This is a genomic window from Bradyrhizobium sp. LVM 105 (genome assembly GCF_003957705.1).
In the GTDB taxonomy this organism is placed as follows: Bacteria; Pseudomonadota; Alphaproteobacteria; order Rhizobiales; family Xanthobacteraceae; genus Bradyrhizobium; species Bradyrhizobium frederickii.
Map to the genome: position 1 here is coordinate 16,150 of NZ_QZMV01000029.1, position 23,510 is coordinate 39,659.

A 23,510-nucleotide genomic window follows, 5' to 3' on the forward strand; every position below is an offset into this window, starting at 1 on the left:
TCCGCATGCCTAACGTTCCTCGACGGTGAACTGATAGCCGTAGTCCACCACATGCCCGTCTTGCGAGAGCACGCGGTAATGAACCGAATAGCTGCCTGGTCTAATGTCAGATACTGCCGTTACCATACACTTCGGATCATTGCCTGCTTTCAAATCGCCGAGCGTTAGCGACTGACCGTTGGCGTTCTTGAGCTCCACTTTCGAAAACTTGAGCTCTATGCGTTCGTTGAAGCACAGTTCGATCTGCTGCGGCGAATGAGCTAACACTGCCCGGCTCGCGGGATCGGACTTCACGAGAGCGGCATGTGCAGAGACAGCTGTCGGCAGGCACACGAGGCCAACGCACAGCAACGTGATGCCAAGCGCTGATACCGGACGCCTGCTTGCGGACGAGAGTTCTTTTACCGTCCCTTGAATCAGCCTAGTTCGCGCCCTGCCGGTGCCGGCGGTCAAGTTTGGCGTGCCAGCATGATCAAGTGATGGCCCCGTCGCTACTCGGATGCAATCGCTCTTGTTTCCGTGTTTTTCGTGAGACATGCGTGTGCCCCTTATTGCAAGTCAGCGGTCGACAAAGTGATAGCCTAGGTTTCCTTCCGCAACGTGGAGTACCAAAACATGGCGGCCCCGGCTGCCAGCGTTCCTAGAACGATTGCGAAACTGTCCCTATATCGGACCCAAATCCCGTTGCCGTAACCAACCGAAAACGGAAATCTCGATACGTATTTCGGTCCGTCGCCGACTGTCACGAGGCCCACAAAGCGCCCGGATTCGGGGAACGTGTACTGAAACGATAGTGAGCCTGTCGGATATTTTTTTGGCGGGATTCGAAGGACGGCCTCGCTGTCTACGTCGTTGCCGGCGTCTCGCAACAACCGCACCTCGATGGGCAGATCACGTAGCACATCGCCGATGGTATCCAAGACGATGACGGTGCGGCCGATTTCCGGAATGTCCTCGCAAAACTCCTGATTCCCCTGCTTGACCGGCTGGTATCCGGTAAAATGCATCATATAGGGCCCTGCGCGAAGCTTGCACACGTCTTTCTCCATCGATACTCCCCCGTGTGCAATCGCTGGCCGCGCCCCACCGCAGTCTAGGATGAGGAGCAAAGATGGAATTCCAAGCACTGCGGCTTTTACGGTGTTCAACCCGCACCTCCTGTCGGATTCTCAGCCGTGCGGTTGTCGGGATCGGTGAATACAGGGACCATGGGGCCGCTGACGTTTGAGATTGTCCGCTTGCCGTGCTCGTCATAGAAGAACAACAGTCCTCCCAACGTGTTGTCCGGATCGTTGATCAGGCTACTCAAGCGCTCCGTCTCCCATGCCGCGTCGGCCGCTTCGATATCGACTGTCTTCGTTTCACCCGGCTTGAGCGGTCGGCTGTCGCTCACCTTTAGCCCATTCGGAGGAAGCAATTCCTTGGGGTAATTCGGATCCACCGTCGCCATTGCCTGGCTAACCTCATGGTTGATGAAGCGCTGATTGGAAGTTAAGAGCTCGCCAAGCTGTGCTGACGAGCTCCCATTGTTCGTCAGTGTCACGTTCATACGAAGCGAGCGGCCAGGGACGTCATAGTTTGACTTGTTGACCGCAACTTTGACCTGCTCAGGCACTTCCGGTAGGGGCTCGACGGTTGCGCGGGACCCTTGCAGCGGCACCGTCCTTGGATAAGCGGTGTCGGTCGCCTGAAAGCCGAAGAATACGATGAGAATCGTCGCCACGAGCAAACCGGCCCCGAATAGGCGATCGGTGCTGGTAACGAGCTGAGATCGATCGCCGCCTTTTTCCGTCAACGCGCGAAAACGAGGCAGCAGGAGCGGCCGGCGCAACCACCAGACAAGCCACACGATGGCGATCGCAACCCACAAGCCATGCCAGAAGAACACCCTGCCAAGGCCCCAGGTTTCGAGATTGTCGATAGTCTCGCCACTGAGAGTTTTGATTGAAAGCTTGAAGTCGCTTTCGTTCCCCGTCACCGTCAGCCAGTTTCCCGGTCCGAGCAGCGGCCCGGCTCCCATCACGTTGATCATCGGATGGACGTGATGGTGGCCTGGCACTCGTCCTTTGAGCACTGTTTTGAATTCATAGTCCCGGTTCAACTCCAGTTTGGTGGACTGAATTGCAGGGACGCCATTAATGTAGCTCTCGGTTCGGGCTAGCACCGGGCCCGGCGTCCCGTTTCCCAGAAAGGCCGCTTCGGGAAGGGGTAGGTTGACTGGCCAGATCGGGAAGAGTCGGAACTTGCCGGTGACAACGATTTCACCGTTCACGGGAGTTTCGTTCGTGCTCCACTTCACATCGTAAAAATGAGCCGTTCGCATCCGCAGAAACGGCTCCTGATTACGCTCACCATGCGCCAGAGCAGCATCTGGGACGAAGATCAGTATTCCGATCTGCATGATCGCCGCCGCTGCCGATAAGACTACACGCACGCATGAGCTTTCGTGGAAACAGAATGTTCTCATTTGGAGTCCTCCACAGTCCCAGCAGAATCATTCGGCTGCGACGGAGCGCCCTTGCAGGCTGGTACCGTCTATCGCTTTTTGGGCTGCCTCAGCTGGCTCATCCTTATCGGTGAGCCCCATGAAATGCTTCAGGGCGTTTGGCGTCGTTACCACACGAGCGAGGAGCATTCCGATATGCCACCACGCCAAATACATCAGTATGGATACGAACGCCGAGAAAAAGGACGCGATAATGGCTGAGTGGCCACCAAAAGTTCGAAGCGTGCCCCGCTCTATCAGCCGGATATACTCAGGCAGCGCGGTGCGGGTGAATGCATAGCTGATGTAATCGCCCACGGAAACAAGCTGCCCCATCACTTCTACGGGTAGCCGATATGGCGCCAGCCAAAACCAGTTAGTCGGGTAGAAAAGCAGTGCGAATGCAAAGGCGCCGGACATCGCCGTGAACAGAAAATTCCCGGTCAGCAAAAGAGCGACATCGAGGACTAGTGCGCCAGGTATCAGCAGCGCTGGAATGACCTCGCTCATCGGAAAGTACGACCACAGGTGGAAACCGAAATATCGATTTATCCACTGACCGAACAGAAGACAAACGACCGCAAATGTAGCGGCGATTGGAAGTCTAAATTTCGTCCAAAACACATACTGCAAAGCTGCAGGGAATGTTATGGCCATAATTGGAGTCAGGGTGACCCACCACTGTCTGTCTTTCCAATCGATCCACATATCCCAGTCCCCTGCGGTCAGCATGTAATGCAGGTGGAATGCGCCGGAGACGGCCAGAAAAAGGATAGCGGCGACGAGAAGGTCAAACACTCTTGAGATTCTTGCTGACTCTTTAGGCCATTCGAGGCCATACAGTCTCACAGACGTTCCTCCTTGCATGGCTTCCTCCTAATTCTTTACCGAGTTGAGATCGACCTTCCTGGAAGCCGACGCCCGACTGATTACAAGACGGCAGCTTTGCATGCCGGGCTGTCCGCGATTAATGGTTCATAAGCGGTTTCAGCGCTGGGTGGCGACCGAAGCTTGGTCCTCTTGAGAAAGCCGCCCGATCACTTCAAGCATGTGCATCGCGATCTGGATCAGGAGCCCACCCAAGGCCAGCACACTCCAGCCCATCACGACAAAACCCCAGTGCAAGGGATAGGAGAACACCTCTTCCATCAGGAAGAAGGCATGACCCCACTCGTTGTAGCCCAAGTTCGGCAATATTAGAAACGGACCTACAACCGCGAGCACGAATGGAATTGAGATCTGCGTTGCGAACTTCGGCAGCCTCGTCATCGCGTACAGAAATGATCCCACGCCAAACAGCACGTAGAGTGGCATGGTGCCGTAGAACAGCACGATGTGACTTGGCGTGAAGCTTGTATCCCGGACCACAACCTGATGCCATGAGGCGTCCTGCTCGGCAAAGAAGCTGGTAGCGAACCAGACGCAAAAGGCATAGACGAAGTTGAACAGGACCAGATTGAAGTAGCGCCGGAGCTCTTCCCGCGGTTTGAGCGCGCCAAGATTGCGGTCTCGCGTGAACCATAGATACGCCCAGGTCACCACCCAGAGCAAAGGGATGACGCTAAGCTCAACCTTCAGCAACGTCATCCAGGCGGCATCGAACGCGGGCTCAGTCGAATCCAGGCCGGCACTCCAAGCATAGACCTGCTGAAAGATGCGCCAGAACACCATCAGCGCTAGCACCGCCAGAGTGACTCCTGCTGCAAGTTTGAAATTCCCCAACGGCTGAGTACGGTCCTCAGCGGCAGACTTGGCGCTATGAGTTATCGTGATCGACATCTTGTCTCCTCCTGGAGATTGCCTAAGGTGTGATGTTGTCTACGAGGGTGATGCTCACTCCGATCGTTGACCGAAAGGATATGATCTGTCTTCAAGCTCCCAGCTTTCTGGTTACCTCCTTGAGGCGGCCATTCTCGTCTCTCCTAATCTCTCCTAAATCTGCAAGTCCTGAAGGACCAGCATAGACCAACGGTTGGATTCGGCGGCCACCAATCCAGGTAGGTGCGGTGCAGTCTTTCTCCGCGATACCCCTTGCTCCCACCCTGAGAATTGAGCCTCCGCCATCAACTGGAATTTCGCATTCACAGCATGGAAGACGATCAGCGGACCGAACTCGGTGGCGCAGCTGAGCATCATATGCGGTGCGTCTCGTCGTCCATCACCAGCGCTGGTTACCATTCCCGGCCGTTTTGCTCCCTTAGACATCACGAAGGTTGGCCAATATACAACCTGACGCTGCGTAAGCTTCAAGCCCCTTCGGTGTGTCCAAATATCCTATGCTTGGCAAACGCAATGACCAGCCCATGCGAATTCTGACATGGCAAGCCACCAGAAGGTCGGCCTGCCGACATGGCCGGGTCTCCAGATCGCCCAACAGTAGCGGTGGTGCCGCGTGTGGGCCGTGGCTTCCAAGGATTTGCCGTTTGGATAGCGATCCGACCTCGAACTTTCATGTGCCAATCATGTGCCATGTAGAAAATTGTAACGCGCGGCAATCGATCGGAGAGGTTCGGCTTAATGGCATGATAATAAAAGGCTTTTGATCGTAACAGACTGTAGCGTCTAGGAAGTGCTTGCAAGACATGAAAAAGCCCGCCAAAGGCGGGCTTTTTCGGTTCAAAATCAAATAGTTAGTTTGGTTGCGGGGACACGCAACACCCGATTGTTGCGATTGGTAGAACAGGAAATTCCCAGGCTCGCTGCATGACTGATCAGAACTGGCGCCTTTGCGTCCAAAAACCTTCTAAGCTGTTGATCTGAAATATAATCCACCTAGATTACTCGGCCTGCTTCGCGAGCGCTATCCGGATCTCTCGGCCGCTCCAGGGACGGAATGAGCGCCATTTCGCCGTGACTTCGCAAAGACGCGGTCGGTCGCCATGAAGCGCTTGATCATCGGAGGGATCAATTTGGCGGGCTCGGTTGGCGTCGCGCTGCCGTTCCGCGTCAGAATCTCCGCGTTGTCCGGACTCTATCGGGCTATTTCATGCCTGTGATGTTTGGTTGCTTGGACGATTTGCCGGGACATGCTCACGATGACGAGGTTGGCGGAGGCGTTGAGGAAGATCTTATCCTGGAGTTCCACTTCACCGATCTGGCGTGTCTCCGGGAAAAAGTCGTTGCAATGCGACTGGCAAAAAAAAGAAGGCTGCAAACTGCGCGGGTACGGACTGGCCGGTCAAGCAATGATTTCCACGATTTCATAGCGCTGGATCAGCGGTCCAATCCCCTCGTTGAGCAGGGTCAAGACGTTCTGCGCTGTCGGAGCGAGGAGCTCAATCCGCTCGATGCGAACCGGGCTCCATGAAGGCTCTTTCTCCTCTTCCGAGGCGACTTCCTCGCGGAGCTCGAGAACGACCTGTCGTACCTCCTCCAGCTCTGCAAAAAAGAAACTCGGGATTCCTGTGTCTTTCCAGCGGTCTTCGTTCGGTTCAGCCTCACGTGAGTAGGTATATAGGATCATGGTTCCGGCCTGCATCCCGCGCTTTCCCGCCGGTCGCTATACTTGCCTATTCTCCCATCGAAGATCAAATCCCTTGTCGAGGACGATGTGGTTGTCACTCTGTGCGGCGCGCGCGAGTCCGATGAAGTGCGTGCACGCTGGGCGGCAATTTGAGCTGAAGGCTGGATTGATCCCTCTCGTGTGAAATCCGAAGCGGATCGGAAGTTCTGTAAAACAACACCGCGCCTTGTAAGCAGTTGAACAAGCTGCCCCAGATATGTCATTTGGGCCTGCAACAATAATTGCTTCTGGGACGTTGATTGATGCGATCTCCCCATCAATGTCCGAGTTCCAAAACAAGTCTAGCACCCGTTCTTCCGATGTGCACACAGCAAGGAGTGGTGCAGGCGAGCAATACTTCTCGACCCTCGAGACCTTGCTAAAATCATGCTCGCTGCCTCCTCCAGGGTCAGTCCTCTCCCGCGACATGTGCGGCTGCGTTGCGTAGAGACCGAATGCTCGCGCAAAGTCGGGTGGTCAAAACCATAGGCCGTCAATGACGTATGACAGCTATCCCTTACCAGGACGCAGCGCCGCCGGCTTGCGACCTTTAGCAAAGCTCTTGGCGGCCACACTTTTGGAAGGCCTAACGAAGAACTCGGACAGATGTACGTCCAGGGTCTCGGCGATGCGCCCGAGCAGATCGATTGTCGGATTTTTTGATTGCCGTTCAAGACTGGCCAAGTAGGAGCGGTCAATGCCGGCCTCATAAGCCAATTTGTCTTGCGAAATACCGCGGCTAAGCCGAATCCGACGCACATTCCAAGCCACAAGTGTACGAGCTTTCATGTGCAAAGCATGCCATGAGCGCGGGCGGCAAATCACTGGCTATAACCCGCTATTAGATTCGATTGCTGAGAACTGACAACAGGCGGAAAGTGGCCGCGGGGTCGAGGACCAGGATCGCATCGAACAACCGCTTAGAGCTCAGGGCGTCACTGATGAGCTGCCGAAGGGCATCTTTGCCTTTCCTGAACACGCCTTAACTTATCTGCGTCTGGATACCGATGCGGAGGGCACCAAGTCCCGTGAGGTTGCGCAACTCTCCTGCACAGCGATCCCGACGCGAACCGACCCGCCGCGAGGACTTATAATAGCCACCAATGTCTCAGTGAATCTAAGAGTTGAGTAAAGTTGAGCAACGGATTGGCCTCTTGCAAGAGAGCTGCCGATGGGCGCAAAGGCACAGCCCACCAGGGTTGAATTTTTGAGCAACGAAGAGTCCCGACAATTCAATACCTTCGTTCGCTTCGTCTCATAAAATGTCAGAGACTCACCGCCCTCGGCCTTTATTCGCACGCTGTCGCTGGATAGCAACTCGGCAAGCGTATGGCCTGGGGCAGTCTCGCGCTGGATTGTGCCACCACCATGAAGTTCCCGGTTCTACCCATTTCGACAGAAACTTTGCTTCCGATTAACTTGGAAGGGAATTCGACTACCGGTTGATATATCGATTGATACCAACTGTGGTTTGGAATCCTAGCACTTGACCGAGCGATACGAGCTAGAGGGGTTATGCTTCGACCGTGCCAGTGGAATTTCGCGACCTACGCTGGGCAATCGTCGCGTCCCAGCACCGAAGCCTTCGCCAAGCAGCAGAGGCGCTCAGGATCAAGCAGCCAACGCTCAGTCGCTGTCTTCGAAGTCTCGAGCACGCGGTCGGTAGCAAGCTCTTCGACCGCAGTAACGGTGGGACGCGACCGACCATGGAAGCTCGCGAATTTCTTGAAGATGCCCGGCGCATCGTAGCCTCGACCGAGGCAATGACCGCTCGCCTCAAGATCCGCTCGCGTGGGGAGAGTGGTCGCTTGATCATTGGCGTACACACCTCCCTCTCAGCGGGCAATCTCCGGGCCACTCTCCTCGATCACCGGCGGCGGTTTCCCGATGTCGATCGACAATTTGTCGACGGCGCGAGCGATCATTTGATCTCGGATCTCACCAGCTCCGCCGTTGACATTGCCGTGGTGACAGAGTCCTATCCGAGCTGGAGCGACAGGTCATTGTTGCTCTGGAGCGAGCGTGTCGTCGCCGCCCTCCCAGCGGAGCATCCTCTCACAAGTCGTCACCTAATTCGCTGGGGCGAACTAAAAGGCGAACAGCTATTAATCTCGCAGCGTGGCCCAGGACCGGAATTTCTAAAGCTCCTCATCAGCAAATTGGGAGCTCTTGATGCTTTCACGCTGCCTCGCCATGAAATGGCGATCGAGCAACTGCTCCCCTTGGTCGGCGTGGACGGGGGTATTCTGTTAGCATTGGAAGGTGCGACCGGCGCTAGCTATCCAGGCGTCACCTTCCGAGAGGTCCACGACTCCGAGGGGCCGACACGAATGAGCTTCCGCGCGTACTGGCGGCAGACGAACAGCAATCCATCACTGCGTCCGTTTCTCGACCTGCTTCGCGAGCGCTATCCGGATCTTTCCGCTGCCCCCGGTGAGGCCTGAGCGACATTTCGCCGTGCCTTCGCAAAGGCCCGATCGGTTGCCATAAAACGCTCGATCATCGGCGCGATCAATTTGGCAGGTTCGGTCGGCGTCGCCGCGCTTCCGCTGCGCGTCAGAATCTCAGCGTAGCTTTTGAGATCCCTGAAGACCGCCGCCGGCAGTTCGATTGTGAGCTTGACCGGTTTGTCGTCTTCGAGGGGTGCAAGCTTGAGCTTCGTCATCGCGCACCTTTTTGTCCGTAGGGAGCCAGCACCAGGTCTCGCGTAACGATCACGCGGACCGGGAAACCTGGCCTGATCGTCAGCGTCGGTTGGATGTTGAGCTGGCGCTGCACGATCTGCTGGCCGGTCTGGCTGATGCTATTGGAGGCGCCGCTGCGGATTGCCTGAACGAGATTGTTCTCATTCTGGCTCGTGCCCGCCTCTGCTCCGACGCTCAGCATGGTCGAGAGGACGGCGGCCTTGAACAGCATGCCCCAGTGATTGTCGACCTCGTCCTCGAGCCCGGCATAACCACCGGTGTCGGCGCCAGGCTGGCGCTCTAGCACGATCGAATTGCCGTCCGGCATGATGATGCGGGTCCAGACCAGGAGGATGCGGCTCTGGCCGAACGCAACGGAGCTGTCGTACTGGCCGATCAGTTTTGCGCCCTGACGGATCAGAAGATACTTGCCGGACGGACTATCATACACCGCCTCGGTGACCTGAGCGGTGATCTGGCCGGGAAGATCGGACCTGATGCCGGTGATGAGCGCAGCCGGGATCACGGTGCCCGCCTGCACAACATAGGGCGAGACCTTGGCCTCGAGCCGGTCCGGACTGACCGTGCGCTTGTCCGTCGACGCGGTAAGGAAGGCCGTCTTGCGATCCTGCATGTTCTGCGCAGACCCGGCATCAACGGGTGGTGGCGCGGCCGGGGTCGTCGCGGTTGCGGTCGAGTTATTCGGGATGATTTGGCCCACGCTCTGCGGCTGCTGCACAGTCTGGGCGAAGAGGCGGCTGACCCGCGCCGCCTCGATCTCCTGCGATCTGTGCTGCGCCTCCGGATCGGATGTCATTCCCGGGACCACGGTGTTGGGTGCAGCGCCTGCATTCAGGATCGGCTTGCCGAGATCGCCGGGCAGCGGCTGTCCGAGCGGCGGCGCCTGCCGCGGCAGCCCGGTATAGTCCTTCGGCAAGGCAGCGAGGCCCTCGGCCGAAGGCCTGTTCTGGGTGGTGAGCAACTCCTGGCCGGCTTGCTGCTTGTTGCGGGTTTGCAGGGCGTAGCCGAGCGCTCCCGCGACCGCAAGCGCAGACACCGCGCCGAGACCGATCAACATCTTGCGTGAGAGGCGAGTGACCGCTGGCCGCTCGCCGCGGAGCCGAAGATCCGGCGGCGCGAGCAGTGGGACATCGCCTTGATGTTCGTCTTCGCTGCCTATCGCCATGAGCGCGGCCTTCCATCGGTGCGGACAATGCGCACACGCCGCTCGCTGTCCTTGTCGCCAAGACGTAATTCGGCGGCGGCGAACAGGCGATCGACGATGTAGTAGTTGCGGTTCGCTCGATAGTTGACCAACTCGGACCCGCCGGCCGGACCGATGACGAACAGCGGCGGCATTTCGCCCTGAACGATGCCGCTGGGAAATTCGATGTAGACCTTGTTGCCGTCGTCGAAAGCGCGCAACGGACGCCAGGCCGGATCATCGCCCTCGATCGCGTAGCGGAAGTTGATCGAGCCGAGATCGACGCCGGCGGCGATCGGCGCTGCGGCCTCCGCCGTCGCATTCTGCTGGCGAAGCGCAATGAGCTGGTCCTCGGGATATTGCCAGGAGACCGAGGCCATGTAGGTCTTCTCCGTCGAGCGCAGCTCGAGGAGATAGGTCCGGCGGTCGGTATTGATGACGAGATTGGTGATCAGCTCCGGCCGCGTCGGCTTGACCAGGATGTGGATCTTCTTGGTCGCGCCCGCCCCGCTCTCGGTATCGCCGATGATCCAGCGCACGGTGTCGCCGGCGGCGACCGGACCGGAACCTGTGAGTTGCTCGCCCTCCTGAAGGGCAACATCGGTGATCTGCCCAGGCGCCGTGTAGACCTGATAGAGGGCCCCGCCGGAGAACGGATAGACTTGCACCGCGTTGATGAAGCCGCCCCGAACCGGTTGCACGCGTGCCGCGGCGTTAGCCTGTTTGACGCGAACCTTTGGGTCCGCGGCTTCGGGGACGCGTTTGCCGGCGGCAAGCGGTTTCAACTGCCCGGGAAGCGGCAGGGGTTTTGGCAATTCCACGATCTTGACGGGCGGCGGCGGATCAGAGGTGAGCGTCGCCGGCTCCGCGCTATCGTAGTTGATATCGGGCGGAATGAAACTGTGCGCGCAGCCGCCAAGGGCCGAGACGGACATCAGCAAAGCCGCCAAAGCGGATTTACTGAAGCACGCGTCGTCGTGTTTCCGGGTTTGCTGAATGACGGAGAGACGCGAAGCCGGACCGCCGGCTGTTGAGGAAATCGGCGGGTTCATTGTCCCAGCTCCTTTGACCAGTTGATGGCGTTGACGTAGATGCCGAGCGGATTCTTGCGCAGCCGGTCGGCATCGGTTGGCGGCTGAATCGCGATGGTAAGAATGGCGGTCCAACGTGTGGTGCCGGCGAGCGCGCCGTCCTGATAGCGGTGTTCGACCCAGGCCACGCGAAAACTGTCGGGCGAGGCGCGGATGACGCTGGAGACGTCGATTGCGACCTGCTGCTTGCCGAGACTGGCGAATGGATCATTGGCGCGGGCGTAATCGTTCAGCGCCATTGCGCCCGCCGTGGTCGTGAAATCGTACGCTTTCAGCCAGTTCGCCCGCACGATGATCGGGTCAGCCGGCAGCGAGCGCACCATCACGATGAAATGGGCGAGGTACCAGGCAATCTGCGGGTCGCTCGGCCTGTAGTCAGCCACAGCGGGCGCCACGGCTTGTGCCTCGCCGAGCTTGTCGACCTGCACGACCCAGGGAACGACGCTGCCGTGCGTGGATTGCCAGACGAGCCCGCCGGCGAGGCCGCAACTAAGGATCAGCGAACCGAAGGCCATCAGCCGCCAGTTCTTCGCCTGCACGCGCGCCGAGCCGATGCGATCGTCCCACACTTGCGCGGCGCGCTGATACGGGGTTTCGGGTTCGGGCGTGCGGCTGTAGCGGATCGACGATCGCCGAAAAACTGACATTGATTATTCTCCCCCTGATAGCTCGACGGAGTGGCCGCCGCCATGGCTGTCGCCGGATTTGAGAGCTTGCGCGGCGGTCTGCGCGCCGTGAACGACCGCCTGATTGCGCTTGATGCGCTGCGCCCAGGCGGGTGGACTTCTCTCAGCCGACGCTTGAGAGGCGGCTCCATCATTTGCGGCCCCGCCACGCTCAACGGTCCCCATGGTCGACGAGCCACCCGTGTTGGCGACGCCGGACCGGGCGCCTGCGGTAAAGCTCTCGCTCATTGCCCCCGCTGCTTGCGCAACGGCACGTCTGGCGGGAGTTGCCGCCGCGCTGGCAGCCGCGCTGCCCGCGCCGCCAAGACCAGAGGCGACGTCGCCAGCGCCGGACCGGCCGGCTGAGGCAAGGCTGTAGGCCGAGGACATACCACCCGCCATCGCCGCACCACCACGTGCGGCGGCCGCGGCGCCGGAGGCTGCTGCCATCGCTCCCCTTCCGGCAAGCCCAAGCGCCGCGCCGCCGGCCATCGCCGTGCCGGCGACGGCAAGGCCAGTACCGACGGCAGCGCCTGCACCGAGCTGCGGCGCCCCCGAAACCAAACCGGTTGCGATGCCGGGTCCGAAGATGCCGAGGCCGAGCATGGCGAGCGCCGCGAGCACGACCGAGAGCGCCTGCTCGATGGTTGGCTGGCCGCCGCCGTAGGCAGTGGTGAACTGGGAGAAGAGTCCCGTCCCGATGCCGACGATGACGGCGAGCACCATCACCTTGACGCCGGAGGCGACGACGTTGCCCAACACCTTCTCCGCAAGGAAGGCGGTCTTGTTGAAAAGGGCGAAGGGAATGAGGATGAAGCCGGCAAGCGTCGTCAGCTTGAACTCGATCAACGTGACGAACAGTTGCACCGACAGTATGAAGAACGCGATCAGCACCAGGAGCCAGGACACCATCAGCACCGCGATCTGGACGAAGTTTGCAAAGAAGCTGGTGAAGCCCATCATCTGGCTTGCGGCGTCGAGCAGCGGCTGCCCCGCGTCGAGGCCGACCTGCGCGAGCCGGCCGGGCCGCAGGAAATCCGCTGTCGAGATCGAGGAGCCGCCGGCCTTCAGGCCAAGGCCGGCGAAGCTGTTGAAGATGACGCCCGAGAGACTGTTGAAGTTGGTGATGATGAAGGCGAAGAAACCGATATAGAGCGTCTTCTTCACCAGCCGCTGGAGAATGTCTTCGTCTCCGCTCCACGCCCAGAATACGCCGGCCAAGGTGATGTCGATGACGATCAGCGTCGAGGCGAGATAGGTGACCTCGCCTGTGACCAGGCCAAAGCCTGAATCGACATAGGTGGTGAAGATATTGAGGAAGGTGTCAATGACGCCGACATTGTTCATGGCCTACCTCCCTCCTTCCGCAGCGTTCGTCGTCGACGATGGGGCCGGCGCGGCCTGCGGCAGAAGTGGCCGCGCCGGCCTGCCGAAGAAGCGCGCGCGGTTCTCCTCCCAGACCGCTCTGCAGTGCGGATCTTCGGCATCCTCTGGTCCAAGCGCGCGGCAGCGGCGCAGCTCGGCCGAGAAATCGTCGGGTGCGGAGACGGCAGGCGTCTCGGATATGGGCTGTGACGCGGGACGCCGATGGATGAAGGACAGCGTAGCCATGAAGACGGCCAACAGAATGACCATCGCGGCTGCACGCAACATATCCGAGCGCTCCATATCCTCGCCTTTAGTTGCTGCTAAACATGGTGACGTTGCCGGGCTGGTAGCCACTGCGCGTCGAGAAGATCTTGTATTGCTGCTGGCCCTGCGACTCCGTTGCCGTCACACGCGCCTGCTCCAGCGCGTCCGCGCGTCCCTTGGCGACGAGAACCGCGACAAGGTCAGAAAGCTGCTGGGATTGCAGGGCGAGGAGCTGGTTGCCGGCTTGAGCCGCCTGCAGCGCGCCAGTTGCGGACTGGCTGGCTGTGACCAGCGACGTCATCGCGCTGGAGTTGGTCGAGATATTGCCGACGACGCCTGCCTGGACCTTCAGCGAGTCCTCGAATGCGCCCACCGAGTTCTGCCAACGGGTTTGGGCGGCGGCGAACAGCGTCGCGTTGGACCCGGTGGTCGGTGCCGCGCCGTAGCTGCTGGAGTACGCGGTTTGAATCTGCTGAACGTTGAAAGAAATGTTCTGCGCTTGCGTGAGAAGCGATTGGGTCCGCGCGATCGTCGACTGGAGCTGGGCCAGCGTCGACATCGGCAGGCTCGCAAGATTCTTCGCCTGATTCACCAGGCTCTGGGACTGGTTGGTCAGCATTTGGATTTGATTGTTGATCTGCTGCAGCTCGCGCGCCGCCGTCAGCACGTTCTGGCTGAAGTTCATGGGGTCGTAGACGATCCACTGCGCAGAGGTCGGTGTCGTCACAAGCGGCTGAAGCGACAGGGCGAGTGAGAGGGCGGTCGCGACCATCAGGCTGGCGCGCCGGGTCTTGCGGACGGTCATGATTACACCTCCAGGTTTGTCAGGTCAGGGATGAGATCGGCGGCCCACAGCAGCTCGTGATCGGCGAGAAAGGCCGGCGTAAAATTCTCGCGGCCGTGCTCGGCGAGCAGCCGTTCGATGGCGGCATGATCGGCCTTCGAGGATGCCGCGCAGAAGGCCAGCGCAATCGGTCCGAGGCCGAGCTCAAACAGTCGATTGCCGCGCCGCGATTGGCAGTAGTAGTCCCGCTTCGGCGTCGCTCGCGCGATGATCTCGATCTGGCGATCGTTGAGACCGAAGCGCCGATAGATCGCCGTAAGCTGCGGCTCAATGGCGCGCTCGTTCGGCAGGAAGATCCGCGTCGGGCAGCTTTCGACGATCGCGGGCGCGATATTGCTGCCGTCGATGTCGGAGAGCGATTGCGTGGCGAAGACGACAGAGGCGTTCTTCTTCCGGAGCGTCTTCAGCCATTCGCGCAGCTGCTGGGCGAAGGCCGGATCGTCGAGCACAAGCCAGCCCTCGTCGATGATGAGGAGCGTCGGCCGGCCGTCGAGCCGGCCCTCGATACGATGAAAGAGGTAGGTGAGGACGGCGGGCGCAGCATCAGCACCGATCAGGCCCTCGGTTTCGAAAGCCTGGACTGACGTGAAGCCGAGGTGCTCGGCCTCGGCGTCGAGCAGCCGGCCGGAGGGACCGCCGACGCAATAGGGTTGCAGCGCCTGTTTGAGCGCGGTCGACTGCAACAGGACTGTCAGTCCGGTGATCGTCCGTTCCTCGACAGGAGAGGAAGCCAGTGAGGTCAAAGCCGACCAGACATGCTCCTTCGCGGTCGGATCGATGGTAACGCCTTCCTTGGCGAGGATCGCGGTCACCCAATCGGCAGCCCAGGCACGCTCCGCCGCATCGCCGATGCGTGCGAGCGGCTGAAGAGAGACGGAGTCCTCGGCATTGTTCGACAGACTGCCACCGAGGTCGTGCCAATCGCCGCCCATGGCAAGCGCCGCGGTGCGGATCGAGCCACCGAAATCGAAGGCAAAGATCTGGCTCTTGCGGTAGCGGCGGAACTGGATCGCCATCAGCGCCAGCAGCACGGACTTGCCGGCGCCGGTCGGGCCGACGATCAGGGTATGGCCGACGTCGCCGACATGCAGCGAGAAGCGGAACGGCGTCGAACCTTCGGTCTTGCCGAAGAAGAGCGGTGCGCTGCGGAAATGCTCATCGCGCGCCGGCCCGGCCCAGACCGCCGAAAGCGGAATCATGTGGGCCAGGTTCAATGTTGAGAGCGGTGGCTGGCGGACGTTGGCGTAGGCGTGCCCCGGCAGTGAGCCGAGCCAGGCTTCGAGCGCATTCACCCCTTCGGGCATGCAGGTGAAGTCGCGTCCCTGGATGACTTTCTCGACGAGGCGAAGCTTCTCAGTGGCGCGGCTGGGGTCCTCATCCCAGACAGTGACGGTCGCGGTGACGTAGGCCTGCCCGACGTCATCGGTGCCCAGTTCCTGTAAGGCGAGATCGGCATCGACGGCCTTGTTGGCTGCATCACTATCGACCAGTGTCGACGTCTCATTCGTCATCACCTCCCTGACGATGGCGGCGATCGACTTTCGCTTGGCAAACCACTGTCGACGGATCCTGGTCAGCAGCTTCACCGCCTCGGTCTTGTCGAGGAGGATCGCGCGCGTCGACCAGCGGTAAGGGAACGCAAGCCGGTTCAACTCGTCGAGGATTCCGGGATGGGTCGCGGTCGGAAAACCGACCACGGTGAGCGTGCGAAGGTGGTGGCTGCCGAGGCGCGGCTCGAGGCCGCCGGCGAGCGGCTCGTCCGCGAGCAGCGCGTCGAGATGCATCGGCGTCTCTGGGACGCGGACGCGCTGTTGCCGCGTTGAGACGGTCGAGTGCAGGTAGGTGAGCGTGTCGCCGTCATCCAGCCACGCCACCTCGGGCATGAAGCCTTCCACCAGTTGCAGGACGCGGTTAGTCCGATCGACGAAGCCGCGCAGCAGTTCGTAGGGATCGACGCCGTTCTGCGCGCGGCCCTCATAGAGCCAGCCCTCGATCCGCGAGGCGTCCTCGGCCGGCGGGAGCCAGACGAAGGTCAGGAAATAGCGGCTCTCGAAATGGGCACCGGCCTCCTCGAAAGCATCCCGCCGCTCCAGATCGACCAGCGCGGATGCCGCATCGGGAAAGGCGTTGTAGGGATAGGTCTGGGCGGCGCTGCGCTGGGCCTCGACGAAGATCGCCCAGCCTGAGCCGAGGCGGCGCAATGCGTTGTTGAGCCGGGCCGTCACGCCGACCAACTCCGCAGAGGTTGCGCTGTCGAGATCCGGACCACGGAAGCGCGCCGTCCGTTGGAACGATCCGTCCTTGTTGAGGACCACACCGCGTTCGACCAACGCGGCCCAGGGCAGGAAGTCGGGAAGGCTGGCGGGCCGATTGCGATATTCGGCGAGGTTCAGCATGGAAGCCTCATGCACCGAGGTAGGGTGGATAGCGGAGGTGGCGTCGAACGACGTCCACGAACTGCGGGTCGCGCTTGGCTGCCCAGACGGCCGCGGCGTGGCCCACGGCCCAGATCAGCGCGCCGGGGATCCAGAGGCGCAGGCCGAGCGCGATGGCGGCCGCCAACGTGCCGTTGGCGATCGCGACGGTACGCGGCGCGCCACCCATCAGGATCGGGTCCGTGAGCGCGCGATGGACCGGCGCGAAGAAACCCGGCACCTCTGGATCGACAAGTGCAGCCATCAGACCAGCGCCCCACCCGAGAAGCTGAAGAAGGACAGGAAGAAGCTCGATGCGGCGAAGGCGATCGACAGTCCGAAGACAATCTGGATCAGCCGGCGGAAGCCGCCGGCGGTGTCGCCGAACGCAAGCGTCAGGCCGGTCACGGTGATGATGATGACGGAGATGATTTTCGCGACCGGACCTTGCACCGATTCCAGGATCTGATTGAGCGGCGTCTCCCACGGCATCGAGGAGCCAGAGGCGTAGGCCGCGGGCGCGAAAGCGACGGAGATGATAGCAATCGCCGCGAGGTCGTTGACGAGACGGCGAACGCGACCGGTCGCGCAAGCAAACTGGATCATGACGGGTCTCCGGAAAGCGAGGGTTCGCCGCCCGCCCCGGCGGGTTGGACGCGGTAATCGCCGGTGACGGGATCGAGGCCGGCGACGAGAGCAAGTTCAGCGAGGCGGCGTTCGCTGCCGCGGCCGCGCAGCACTGCGACGAGATCGATGGTCTCGGCGATCAACGCCTTGGGAACAGTGAGGACGGCTTCCTGGATCAGCTGTTCGAGGCGGCGAAGCCCGCCGAGCGCCGTGCCGGCGTGAATCGTTCCGATTCCACCGGGGTGACCGGTGCCCCAGGCTTTGAGGAGCTCCAAGGCTTCGCCGCCCCGCACCTCCCCGATCGGAATGCGGTCGGGACGTAAACGTAAGGAGGACCGGACCAGATCGGACAGCGACGCGACACCGTCCTTGGTGCGCAACGCGACAAGATTCGGAGCGCGACACTGCAGCTCGCGCGTGTCCTCGATCAGGACCACGCGATCGGTGGTGCCGGCGATTTCGGCGAGCAGTGCGTTCGTGAGGGTAGTCTTACCCGTCGAAGTGCCGCCCGCGACCAGGATGTTCTTGCGCGAGGCGACGGCGGCCCGCAGCGCCGCCGCTTGACCGCCGGTCATAATGCCGGCGCCGACGTAGTCATCGAGTGTGAACACCGCAACGGCCGGCTTGCGGATCGCAAAAGCCGGCGCTGCAACGACAGGCGGGAGAAGCCCCTCGAACCTCTCTCCCGTCTCGGGAAGCTCGGCCGAGACGCGAGGGCTACCGGCATGGACCTCCGCGCCGACGTGGTGCGCGACCAGGCGCACGATCCGCTCGCCGTCGGCCGCGGACATCATCTGTCCGCTATCCTCCAGGCCGCCCGAAAGCCTGTCGATCCAGAGCCGACCATCGGGGTTGAGCATCACCTCGACGATCGAGGGGTCTTCAAGGAACGTCGCAATTGCCGGGCCAAGCGCGGTGCGCAGCATGCGCGCGCCACGCGAGAAGGCTTCCGAATGGAGTGAAGTGCCCGCCACGATCGTTCCCCCGTCGAGCGTCAATCGCAGCAATGCGATCGGCGACGGGGATGAATAGAAAAGGCAGGAAAAGGGTCAGTTCAACAAGTATTCAGCCGTCGTAGGAGCGCAGCGTAGAGCAGAGAAAAAATACTTGCTGTATCGAAAGGGTGCTGATCGAACCCACACAAATTTTCGCAATAGGTTGCGTCTCCAGGCTGAGGCTGCGCAACCTCCGCCCTAATCGGCACTTCGGCTGAAACGTCTGCTGTTCGGGTAGATCGGAAGAGAGCGCAGATTTGTAAAAGCGACGCTGTTGCCCCTGTGCAGACTTCGGCGCTTCCGCATTCTCAACATCGTCGATGACGTCACCAAGGAATGCCTGGGCGCCGTTCCGGATACATCGATCTCGGGGCGGCGCGTGGCCCGCGAACTGACGACAATCGTCGAGCGACGCGGCAAGCCAGGAATGATCGTGTCCGACCATGGCACCGAGTTCACCTGTAACGCCATGCTCGCCTGGTGCAAGGACACCGTCGTCATCGATTGGCACTTCATCGCACCGGGAAAGCCGATGCAGAACGGCTTCATCGAGAGTTTCAACGGCCGGATGCGCGATGAGTTGCTCAACGAGACCCTATTCTTCGATCTCGATGACGCCCGTGCCAAGATCGCCAATTGGGTCGCCGACTACAATCTCCAGCGCCCACACTCGTCGCTGAAATACCTGACTCCCGCGGCCTACGCCGCCCACCTCACCGCAACGGACGATCGGCTGCGCAACCCCGACCAGCTCCGCCGATCGTCCGTTGCTCCACCCGCGCCACTTGGCGTACAAATGATCTGAGGCCGGCAAACTGGACCATTTTTCGCTAGAGTTTTTCGCATCGAGTCCCCGGCTGGGGAGGAGCGAAGAACGATGAAAGCCTCAAGATTTTCGGACGCCCAGAAGGCGTTTATTCTCAAGCAGGGCCATGATGGGGTCCCGGTCGCGGACATTTGCCGCAAGGCCGGGATTAGCCAGGCGACCTACTTCAATTGGAAGAAAAAGTATGACGGACTGCTGCCGACCGAGATGCGACGGCTGAAGCAGCTCGAGGAGGAGAATGGCAAGCTGAAGAAGCTGGTGGCGGATCTATCGCTCGACAAGGAGATGCTGTCATGCACGCGTTCGCTACGGCTATCGCCGTGTCCACGTTCTGCTCCGCCGCGAGGGATGGCGCCACGGCCAGAACCAGACGCGGCGCATCTATCGCGAATTGGGCCTGCAATTGCGCAACAAAACGCCGAAGCGGCGGGTCAAGGCCAAGCTGCGCGAGGATCGCAGGCCAGCGACGCGGTCGAACGAGACCTGGGCGATGGACTTTGTTCATGATCAGCTGGCGACCGGGCATAAACTGCGCGTGCTCACGATCGTCGATATCTTCTCCCGCTTCTCGCCGGCGCTGGTGCCGCGGTTCACCTTCCGCGGCAGCGACGTCGTGGCGATGCTCGAAAGGGCCTGCAAGGAAGTGGGATATCCGGCGACGATCCGCGTCGATCAGGGCAGCGCGGTCGCCATGCCCAATGCGTCGGACACCCGCTTCGCGGTCCTTTCGTCGTTGGTCGCGAAGCTGACCCGGATGTGACAATTGTCGAGGATCGAGTTGTTTGGGCCATAGGCCTTCTCGATCTGGTTCAGCGACTGAGCGATCAGGAAGCTCTTGATGCCATAACCGGCCATGAAGGCGAGCGCGGACTCAAAGAAGTCGAGCCGGCCGAGTGCAGGGAATTCGTCGAGCATCAGCAGGAGCCGGCGCCGGCGGGCCCTGGCCTGGATATCCTCGGTCAATCGGCGGCCGATCTGGTTGAGGATCAACCGGATCAGCGGCTTGGTGCGGTTGATGTCCGATGGCGGCACCACGAGGTAAAGCGTGGTCGCTCGCTCTGTCCCGACGATGTCGGTGATCCGCCAGTCGCAGCGCCTGGTCACCTCGGCGACGACGGGGTCGCGGTAGAGACGGAGGAACGACATCGCGGTGCTCAGGACACCAGAGCGCTCGTTGCCGGACTTGTTCAACAGCTCGCGTGCCGCAGACGCGACGACGGGATGGACTCCGGCCTCGCCGAGATGCGTCGTCCGCATCATCGCGGCAAGCGTCGATTCGATCGGCCGCTTGGGATCGGACAGGAAGGCCGCGACTCCGGCGAGCGTCTTGTCCGTCTCGGCGTAGAGGACGTGGAGAATGGCGCCGACCAGCAGCGCGTGACTGGTCTTCTCCCAGTGGTTCCGCTTCTCGAGGCTGCCCTCGGGGTCGACGAGGATGTCGGCGATGTTTTGGACGTCGCGCACCTCCCACTCGCCATGCCGTACTTCCAGCAACGGGTTGTAGGCTGACGATTTCGCATTGGTCGGATCGAACAGAAGGACGCGGCCATGCTGCGCGCGGATCATCGCGAAGCGGCCGGAGGCGAGCGCGAAGCGCTGTCTATAGGTCCCAGCAACATATTCGCCGGCGGCCGACGGATTGAACGGCCGGCCAGTCTCCGCTGCGAGCTGCTCACCCAAAGCTTCAACCTCCCGGCGACGCAGCGTGCCAATAAGGTTCTTCGCGAACACCAATCCACGCGCCTGGCGCTCGGCGAGACCGTGCTCGATGAGTTGCTCGGCCCGTCGTTCCATAGCTTGGGCGGACCTCGGCGCCGAAGCCAGCCTGGCCAAGTGCGACTGGATCGCGCGCGACCGCCTGCCGGTCGAGCCATGTCGCGCCACTTGCCGTCACCTGTGCTTCGATCGACAGATCGGAGCGGACGGCCAGCGCCGCGCGGCGCTGCCCTCTCGCGTCGTCGAACTTGCGGAGCTCGACGATTGAGCCCGGCGCGCTGTTGTCGGCGGCGTCGAGATCGGGGAGCCTGATGTAGTGGGTACGGCCATCGACGCCGTCGACGACGGCATAAGCGGTCCCCTTGAGCTCGTCGTCGAGACCGCGATCGACGAGACGTCCGATGACGGGGACATCGAGGCTTTCGCCTGATAGCACGTAGCTTGCGGTCCCCCGCTCGATGCCGCGTTCGGTCAGACTGCGGTGAATATCCCCGATCGTTAGCTTCAACGCTCACGACCGCGCCTCTTAAGCGAAGCCGCTTGAAGTGATTTGAGACCTACTCCTGAAAGTCGATCCCGAGGGGCCAACCCTCATCGCTGCCACAGCTTGCGCACACAGATTTTCAGATCATTCCGATCATCCTTTCTGTGTGCTTCTGCAGCACACTGTCGTCGCCGTGCAGCCGCTCGGCGGCCAGGGCGTGGCGCTCGATTAGCCCATAGAGCGGCTGCAGGACCGCCGCACAGGCGCCGACCTGGTCGGCCAGTGTCGACAGGCTCAGATCGATGCCCTCCCGGGCATAGCGCTCGCTCTGCCGGTTCAAGGGCTGATGCTGGCCGAACTTCTCAAACAGGATCATGGCCAGGAGGTTGGGCCCGGCAAAGCCGCGCGGCGTCACGTGGAAGGGGGCCGGCGGTTGGGTGATCGTCTCGCAGTCCCGGCACGAGAACTTCTCGCGTACCGTCTGGATCACCTTCCACTGCCGGGGAATGACCTCCAGCGTCTCGGTGATGTCCTCGCCCAGCTTCGAGAGCCTCAATGACCCGCAGCAGGGACAGCTCTCCGGCGCCGCGATCACCACGCGTTCGCGCGGCAGATGCTCGGGGAGCGGTTTGCGCGACGGCCGCGTGCGCTTGAACGATTGCACGGTCTGCGCCTTGGCTGCCGCCCTCTCGGCCGCCAATCCGTCTTCGATAGCCGCCGCTTCCAGTTCTTCGAGCTGAAGCTCCATCTGCTCCAAGAGCCGCGCCTTGCGTTCCGAGCGGCTGCCGTAAATCTGGCGACGCAGCTTCTCGATCTCGAGCTTGAGGTAACTGATCAGTGCCTCGGCCGCCTTCGCATTGGCAGCTTCCGCTTTGGCGCTCGCAGCAACCGCCTCCGCTTGAAGGCGCGCGGCGCGCTCCGCGATGATCATCGCATGCGCGGCGGCAAGATCGGTGGGAAGCGATTCAGATGTGGTCACGACGATGATGGAATCACATCCATCACGATCCGGGAAGCGCAAAGCCTCATCCGACCGATGTCGGCCGCCACGTCTCTTGTGGGTGCCTCCAGTCGATCCCGGACAAGAGATAACCGAGCTGCGCCGACGAGATCGTCACCACTCCCTCAGCCGGGCTCGGCCAGATGAAGCGACCCCGCTCCAGGCGTTTTGTGAACAGGCAGGCGCCCTGGCCATCATGCCAGATCACCTTCAAGAGATTGCCGCGACGACCGCGGAAGCAAAACAGGTGGCCGCCCAGCGGGTTGCGATGCAAGATCTCTTGGACCTGCAATGCCAGCGACGGAAAGCCCTTCCGCATGTCGGTATAGCCGGTTGCGAGCCATACCCGCACGCCGGCAGGCAACGGAATCATCGTGGCCGTCCATCGGTCAGCGCCGCCACGACTGCGCTCAGCGCCGCCGCGTCAACCGCGCCCGTGATCCGCATCCGAGCCCCGGCCGCGAACTCGATCTCGATCGCACCGCAGGTCCCGGAGGGCGCCGTCAACGGTTGCCGTTCTGGCGCAATGGAGACTGCCGCAAAACGGACCTCGTCATCCTGCCGCTGCATCGGCCCAGGCTCGAAAGCGAGGACACCTGTGCGTGCCTGCCGCCGCCAGGCCGTGACCAGATTGCGGTGAACATCATGTCGTCGAGCAACCTCGACAACACTGGCCCCAGTGCGCCAGACTCTCCTCCACAATCCGAAGCTTCTCGGCAGTGGTCCACCGCCGTCGCCGCTCTGGACCGGACAGAACCGTAACCGTCGTAACGTTTGCTCATTTGTTTGCAAATCAATGAGCGAACCATCTCAGCTCGAACGCAATCCGGGAAGACGGCCCTCGCCGGGGGCTTACCGCGCGGCGTCTTCGGTGTCATCAAGCGCGAACCGCGCCGCCGCTCCGCCATCGAACCCATCATCGGACACCTGAAGGCCGATGGTCACCTCGGCCGCTGCTACCTCAAAGGCCGCGCCGGCGATGCGGCTAACGTCATCCTCTCAGCCGTCGGCCACAACTTCCGCCGCATCCTCGCCTGGCTCAGAGAACTCTTGTGCCTCATCCTGCTCCAGCTATGGCGCACGTTCGGCCGTCCCGCCCCGCTCAATTCGCCTTCTTAACGGACGACTCTCTAGCGGGCGCCGACGACAAACCTCTCTGCTGAAGTGGACCCTATGCTGAGGACCACTGGGGCCGGCTTCTTAAGTGGAACTGCTGCCGTTCGTTCTTCCCAATAACATTACGCTACTCTTGCTTGCTGCTGTTGTGAGCTGGCCCCGGTTGTCTGAACAGAATATCCGCGTCGATAAGTGGAGCCTCTGCCGGGGTTAGGCTGCCGTGCG

22 protein-coding genes and 6 pseudogenes are annotated in these 23,510 nt (G+C 61.2%); 4 read left to right on the forward strand and 24 right to left on the reverse strand.

Going from position 1 to position 23,510, the window contains the following annotated elements; all coding sequences use genetic code 11:
* Window positions 1–9: 9 nt before the first annotated feature.
* From D6B98_RS36885 to D6B98_RS36920, 8 genes are all read right to left on the reverse strand, one after another.
* A complete protein-coding gene (locus D6B98_RS36885; RefSeq protein ID WP_126261869.1) occupies window positions 10–537 on the reverse strand; it encodes a copper resistance CopC family protein in 528 nt (175 codons plus the stop codon).
* A gap of 44 nt (window positions 538–581) precedes the next feature.
* Window positions 582–1,049, reverse strand: coding sequence for a hypothetical protein (locus tag D6B98_RS36890; RefSeq protein ID WP_126261870.1), 468 nt, complete (start codon window positions 1,047–1,049; stop codon window positions 582–584).
* Between the two features lie 95 nt (window positions 1,050–1,144).
* Entirely contained in the window at window positions 1,145–2,467 is a 1,323-nt protein-coding gene (gene amoB, locus D6B98_RS36895) for a bacterial ammonia monooxygenase, subunit AmoB (RefSeq protein ID WP_126261871.1), read from the reverse strand.
* A gap of 27 nt (window positions 2,468–2,494) precedes the next feature.
* Entirely contained in the window at window positions 2,495–3,352 is an 858-nt protein-coding gene (amoA, locus tag D6B98_RS36900; RefSeq protein ID WP_126261872.1) for a bacterial ammonia monooxygenase, subunit AmoA, read from the reverse strand.
* A 120-nt stretch (window positions 3,353–3,472) separates the two neighbouring features.
* A complete protein-coding gene (gene amoC / locus D6B98_RS36905; protein ID WP_126261873.1) occupies window positions 3,473–4,264 on the reverse strand; it encodes a bacterial ammonia monooxygenase, subunit AmoC in 792 nt (263 codons plus the stop codon).
* 1,021 nt (window positions 4,265–5,285) lie between these two features.
* Window positions 5,286–5,438 (reverse strand): DUF2274 domain-containing protein, encoded by a 153-nt coding sequence (locus D6B98_RS36910; RefSeq protein ID WP_126261888.1) that lies wholly within the window; start codon window positions 5,436–5,438, stop codon window positions 5,286–5,288.
* 225 nt (window positions 5,439–5,663) lie between these two features.
* Entirely contained in the window at window positions 5,664–5,963 is a 300-nt protein-coding gene (locus tag D6B98_RS36915) for a hypothetical protein (RefSeq protein WP_126261874.1), read from the reverse strand.
* Window positions 5,964–6,497: 534 nt separating this feature from the next.
* Entirely contained in the window at window positions 6,498–6,776 is a 279-nt protein-coding gene (locus D6B98_RS36920; RefSeq protein ID WP_126261875.1) for a helix-turn-helix domain-containing protein, read from the reverse strand.
* A 743-nt stretch (window positions 6,777–7,519) separates the two neighbouring features.
* On the opposite strand from D6B98_RS36920, the gene D6B98_RS36925 reads away from it, so the two are divergent.
* Entirely contained in the window at window positions 7,520–8,431 is a 912-nt protein-coding gene (locus D6B98_RS36925; RefSeq protein WP_235885255.1) for a LysR family transcriptional regulator, read from the forward strand.
* Here the strand turns inward: D6B98_RS36925 and D6B98_RS36930 are convergent.
* Genes D6B98_RS36930 through trbB form a run of 11 tightly spaced genes read right to left on the reverse strand, consistent with a single transcriptional unit; the run spans window position 8,395 to window position 18,122 of the window.
* Window positions 8,395–8,652: a DUF2274 domain-containing protein gene (locus D6B98_RS36930; RefSeq protein WP_164719112.1), complete on the reverse strand. Its 258-nt coding sequence runs from the start codon at window positions 8,650–8,652 to the stop codon at window positions 8,395–8,397. The genes D6B98_RS36925 and D6B98_RS36930 overlap by 37 nt on opposite strands.
* A complete protein-coding gene (locus D6B98_RS36935; RefSeq protein ID WP_126261877.1) occupies window positions 8,649–9,857 on the reverse strand; it encodes a TraB/TrbI/VirB10 family type IV secretion system protein in 1,209 nt (402 codons plus the stop codon). Before D6B98_RS36935 ends, D6B98_RS36930 begins: the two co-directional genes overlap by 4 nt.
* A complete protein-coding gene (gene trbG, locus D6B98_RS36940; protein ID WP_126261878.1) occupies window positions 9,848–10,927 on the reverse strand; it encodes a P-type conjugative transfer protein TrbG in 1,080 nt (359 codons plus the stop codon). Before trbG ends, D6B98_RS36935 begins: the two co-directional genes overlap by 10 nt.
* Window positions 10,924–11,613, reverse strand: a complete 690-nt coding sequence (gene trbF, locus D6B98_RS36945; protein ID WP_126261879.1) for a conjugal transfer protein TrbF — start codon at window positions 11,611–11,613, stop codon at window positions 10,924–10,926. Before trbF ends, trbG begins: the two co-directional genes overlap by 4 nt.
* Window positions 11,614–11,616: 3 nt before the next feature.
* Window positions 11,617–12,978 (reverse strand): P-type conjugative transfer protein TrbL, encoded by a 1,362-nt coding sequence (trbL, locus tag D6B98_RS36950; RefSeq protein ID WP_126261880.1) that lies wholly within the window; start codon window positions 12,976–12,978, stop codon window positions 11,617–11,619.
* A gap of 3 nt (window positions 12,979–12,981) precedes the next feature.
* Window positions 12,982–13,299 (reverse strand): putative entry exclusion protein TrbK-alt, encoded by a 318-nt coding sequence (gene trbK-alt, locus D6B98_RS36955; protein ID WP_126261881.1) that lies wholly within the window; start codon window positions 13,297–13,299, stop codon window positions 12,982–12,984.
* 10 nt (window positions 13,300–13,309) lie between these two features.
* Window positions 13,310–14,068: a P-type conjugative transfer protein TrbJ gene (gene trbJ / locus D6B98_RS36960; RefSeq protein ID WP_126261882.1), complete on the reverse strand. Its 759-nt coding sequence runs from the start codon at window positions 14,066–14,068 to the stop codon at window positions 13,310–13,312.
* Window positions 14,069–14,070: 2 nt separating this feature from the next.
* Window positions 14,071–16,503: a conjugal transfer protein TrbE gene (trbE, locus tag D6B98_RS36965; RefSeq protein ID WP_126261883.1), complete on the reverse strand. Its 2,433-nt coding sequence runs from the start codon at window positions 16,501–16,503 to the stop codon at window positions 14,071–14,073.
* Window positions 16,504–16,510: 7 nt separating this feature from the next.
* Window positions 16,511–16,786 (reverse strand): VirB3 family type IV secretion system protein, encoded by a 276-nt coding sequence (locus D6B98_RS36970; protein WP_164719113.1) that lies wholly within the window; start codon window positions 16,784–16,786, stop codon window positions 16,511–16,513.
* A complete protein-coding gene (locus D6B98_RS36975; protein WP_126261884.1) occupies window positions 16,786–17,127 on the reverse strand; it encodes a TrbC/VirB2 family type IV secretion system protein in 342 nt (113 codons plus the stop codon). The genes D6B98_RS36970 and D6B98_RS36975 overlap by 1 nt, the downstream gene beginning before the upstream one ends.
* The gene (trbB, locus tag D6B98_RS36980) at window positions 17,124–18,122 is read right to left on the reverse strand and encodes a P-type conjugative transfer ATPase TrbB (protein ID WP_126261890.1); all 999 of its coding nucleotides are present in this window, start codon (window positions 18,120–18,122) and stop codon (window positions 17,124–17,126) included. Before trbB ends, D6B98_RS36975 begins: the two co-directional genes overlap by 4 nt.
* A gap of 313 nt (window positions 18,123–18,435) precedes the next feature.
* Between trbB and D6B98_RS36985 the strand changes: the two are divergent.
* Together D6B98_RS36985 and D6B98_RS36990 are read left to right on the forward strand one after the other, a co-directional pair.
* Window positions 18,436–18,948, forward strand: a pseudogene (locus D6B98_RS36985) (integrase core domain-containing protein); the annotation flags it as partial.
* Between the two features lie 72 nt (window positions 18,949–19,020).
* Window positions 19,021–19,651, forward strand: a pseudogene (locus tag D6B98_RS36990) (transposase); the annotation flags it as partial.
* Here the strand turns inward: D6B98_RS36990 and D6B98_RS42060 are convergent.
* The 5 genes and pseudogenes from D6B98_RS42060 to D6B98_RS41160 form a co-directional block, all read right to left on the reverse strand.
* Window positions 19,648–21,172 (reverse strand): annotated as a pseudogene (locus tag D6B98_RS42060) (type IV secretory system conjugative DNA transfer family protein); the annotation flags it as partial. The pseudogenes D6B98_RS36990 and D6B98_RS42060 overlap by 4 nt on opposite strands.
* Before the next feature lie 172 nt (window positions 21,173–21,344).
* A pseudogene (gene tnpC, locus D6B98_RS37005) lies at window positions 21,345–22,100 on the reverse strand (IS66 family transposase); the annotation flags it as partial.
* A gap of 94 nt (window positions 22,101–22,194) precedes the next feature.
* Window positions 22,195–22,542 (reverse strand): IS66 family insertion sequence element accessory protein TnpB, encoded by a 348-nt coding sequence (tnpB, locus tag D6B98_RS37010; RefSeq protein WP_126261886.1) that lies wholly within the window; start codon window positions 22,540–22,542, stop codon window positions 22,195–22,197.
* Window positions 22,539–22,739 (reverse strand): hypothetical protein, encoded by a 201-nt coding sequence (locus D6B98_RS41155; RefSeq protein WP_235885257.1) that lies wholly within the window; start codon window positions 22,737–22,739, stop codon window positions 22,539–22,541. The genes tnpB and D6B98_RS41155 overlap by 4 nt, the downstream gene beginning before the upstream one ends.
* A 57-nt stretch (window positions 22,740–22,796) precedes the next feature.
* A pseudogene (locus D6B98_RS41160) lies at window positions 22,797–22,961 on the reverse strand (hypothetical protein); the annotation flags it as partial.
* Between the two features lie 57 nt (window positions 22,962–23,018).
* Here D6B98_RS41160 and D6B98_RS37020 point away from each other — a divergent pair.
* Window positions 23,019–23,288, forward strand: a pseudogene (locus tag D6B98_RS37020) (transposase); the annotation flags it as partial.
* Window positions 23,289–23,510: the final 222 nt, after the last annotated feature.

Bases quoted from the DNA above. Each gene is read 5' to 3' on its own strand.
- D6B98_RS36890 (WP_126261870.1), bottom strand. From the start codon at position 1,049: ATGGAGAAAGACGTGTGCAAGCTTCGCGCAGGGCCCTATATGATGCAT.
- amoB (WP_126261871.1), bottom strand. From the start codon at position 2,467: ATGAGAACATTCTGTTTCCACGAAAGCTCATGCGTGCGTGTAGTCTTA.
- D6B98_RS36885 (WP_126261869.1), bottom strand. From the start codon at position 537: ATGTCTCACGAAAAACACGGAAACAAGAGCGATTGCATCCGAGTAGCG.
- trbK-alt (WP_126261881.1), bottom strand. From the start codon at position 13,299: ATGGAGCGCTCGGATATGTTGCGTGCAGCCGCGATGGTCATTCTGTTG.
- tnpB (WP_126261886.1), bottom strand. From the start codon at position 22,542: ATGATTCCGTTGCCTGCCGGCGTGCGGGTATGGCTCGCAACCGGCTAT.
- trbG (WP_126261878.1), bottom strand. From the start codon at position 10,927: ATGAACCCGCCGATTTCCTCAACAGCCGGCGGTCCGGCTTCGCGTCTC.
- amoA (WP_126261872.1), bottom strand. From the start codon at position 3,352: ATGCAAGGAGGAACGTCTGTGAGACTGTATGGCCTCGAATGGCCTAAA.
- trbE (WP_126261883.1), bottom strand. From the start codon at position 16,503: ATGCTGAACCTCGCCGAATATCGCAATCGGCCCGCCAGCCTTCCCGAC.
- trbF (WP_126261879.1), bottom strand. From the start codon at position 11,613: ATGTCAGTTTTTCGGCGATCGTCGATCCGCTACAGCCGCACGCCCGAA.
- D6B98_RS36935 (WP_126261877.1), bottom strand. From the start codon at position 9,857: ATGGCGATAGGCAGCGAAGACGAACATCAAGGCGATGTCCCACTGCTC.
- D6B98_RS41155 (WP_235885257.1), bottom strand. From the start codon at position 22,739: ATGCAGCGGCAGGATGACGAGGTCCGTTTTGCGGCAGTCTCCATTGCG.
- D6B98_RS36975 (WP_126261884.1), bottom strand. From the start codon at position 17,127: ATGATCCAGTTTGCTTGCGCGACCGGTCGCGTTCGCCGTCTCGTCAAC.
- D6B98_RS36970 (WP_164719113.1), bottom strand. From the start codon at position 16,786: ATGGCTGCACTTGTCGATCCAGAGGTGCCGGGTTTCTTCGCGCCGGTC.
- trbJ (WP_126261882.1), bottom strand. From the start codon at position 14,068: ATGACCGTCCGCAAGACCCGGCGCGCCAGCCTGATGGTCGCGACCGCC.
- D6B98_RS36930 (WP_164719112.1), bottom strand. From the start codon at position 8,652: ATGACGAAGCTCAAGCTTGCACCCCTCGAAGACGACAAACCGGTCAAG.
- D6B98_RS36915 (WP_126261874.1), bottom strand. From the start codon at position 5,963: ATGCAGGCCGGAACCATGATCCTATATACCTACTCACGTGAGGCTGAA.
- trbL (WP_126261880.1), bottom strand. From the start codon at position 12,978: ATGAACAATGTCGGCGTCATTGACACCTTCCTCAATATCTTCACCACC.
- amoC (WP_126261873.1), bottom strand. From the start codon at position 4,264: ATGTCGATCACGATAACTCATAGCGCCAAGTCTGCCGCTGAGGACCGT.
- D6B98_RS36920 (WP_126261875.1), bottom strand. From the start codon at position 6,776: ATGAAAGCTCGTACACTTGTGGCTTGGAATGTGCGTCGGATTCGGCTT.